Origin of the sequence: Cohnella soli, from assembly GCF_042655525.1 — a bacterium.
Classification (GTDB): Bacteria; Bacillota; Bacilli; order Paenibacillales; family Paenibacillaceae; genus Cohnella; species Cohnella soli.
This window is the reverse complement of sequence record NZ_JBHSMI010000034.1, coordinates 1-1,528: the sequence shown is the minus strand read 5'-3', so window position 1 is coordinate 1,528 and position 1,528 is coordinate 1. Positions and strand designations below refer to the sequence as shown.

Annotated in this window: 1 protein-coding gene; it reads left to right on the top strand. The window is 55.3% G+C overall.

Annotated features, from left to right (window positions below):
* On the top strand, positions 1 to 1,528 hold a 1,528-nt coding region (locus tag ACFPOF_RS23710), incomplete at both ends, for a hypothetical protein (protein WP_378137342.1).

The window sequence follows — 1,528 nt, the reverse complement described above, 5'->3', positions numbered from 1 at the left end:
CAACTGGTGAAGCAAGCGGTGAACAACGAGGCGATTGGCTTGTCCATCCACGTTGACGAGTATACGGCGCCGAAGTCGAGCGACGCGGACTTCCCGGAGGGGACCGATGGACAGATTGCGTTTACCGTCACGTTGACCAAGGGAGCGCAGGTGCTAAGCACCGCTCGGCGGACGGTTGCGATCAAGGCGACACCGTATGCCGGCGTATCCAATCAACAGGTGATCGACAAGGCCGGAAGCCTGTTCGAAGGTGAGCTTACGATGGATGTGGAGCTGGGCACAACCTGGGCCGAGTTATATAACATGATAACGAAGCGTTTTAACGATTTACTCGCTGAATTCGACTTGGATTATGTGTGGATTGTTCCTAACTATCCCAAACCCGAGAAGCAAACGATAACGGTCAATCTATATTTTGAAAAGGGACGGGCCTATTACAGCTCGATATTAGACCTGCACATTAATCAGGAGCGCGACCCGGACTTGGCTAAGGTCAAGACGGCGATCGAACACGGCGACTATGGGGGCATCAGACAGTCTACGTATGACGATCGGTATATCAATCAATTTGTTAGTAATCGAGCTTATGACGCAATCAGCCACAGCGGTGTTAACAACGCTGCCGGGATTGGCGTAATCAGGGTCGGCACCATAACGGGGCTGGACTACGTTCCGTCGGTAACAGGCGATGCCGATAATCCAAGCGGTACAAATGGCAGTTATACCTTTACTGTAACGTTCTATAGAGCATGGCAGGTTTGGACGACTGACCCGATTACGGTTCCGATTCTGGCCACGACCTTCCGCGAAGTGAATGAGCAGGCTTTGGCAGCGGTCAAGGCAGCTTTGGTGGACGGAGAAGTTGATGTCGCATTCGGGGCCTCGCAGGCTGATAAAACAGCGGCCGTGCAAAACTATGTAAATCGCCTGCTGGCTGGCGATCCCAAGGTAACGGCAAGCGTCGCCTACAACAGCGACACGGGCGGTTATGATGTGGCCTTGGTCAGGGGGAACGCAAGCGACAGCAAGAGCCTGACGATGACGATGAAGGAAGCGGTCGACCCGGACATTGCCATTGTGGCGGCAGCCAAGGCGGCTCTGGTGGACGGAATCGTCGATGTCGTCTTTCAGCCCTCGCAGGCTGACAAAACCGCGGCGGTACAGAGCTATGCAAACCGCTTGCTGACTGGGGATGCCGCAGGCGTGACGGCCATTGTCACCTTCAACAGCGTTAACGGCAGCTATGACGTAGCGCTTTCCAAGGGCGTCCGTACCGACAGTACGAGCCTGCATGTCACGTTTAAGGAAGGGCCCGACCCTGATATTGCGATTTTGCAGGCAGCGAAAGCATCGGTAGAGAACGCGGAGTATCCGGCAGCCAACCAGGAGGAACAGAGCACGGAAACGGCGGCAACGAGCTATGTCGAGCAACTGGTGAAGCAAGCGGTGAACAACGAGGCGATTGGCTTGTCCATCCACGTTGACGAGTATACGGCGCCGAAGTCGAGCGACGCGGACTTCCCGGAGG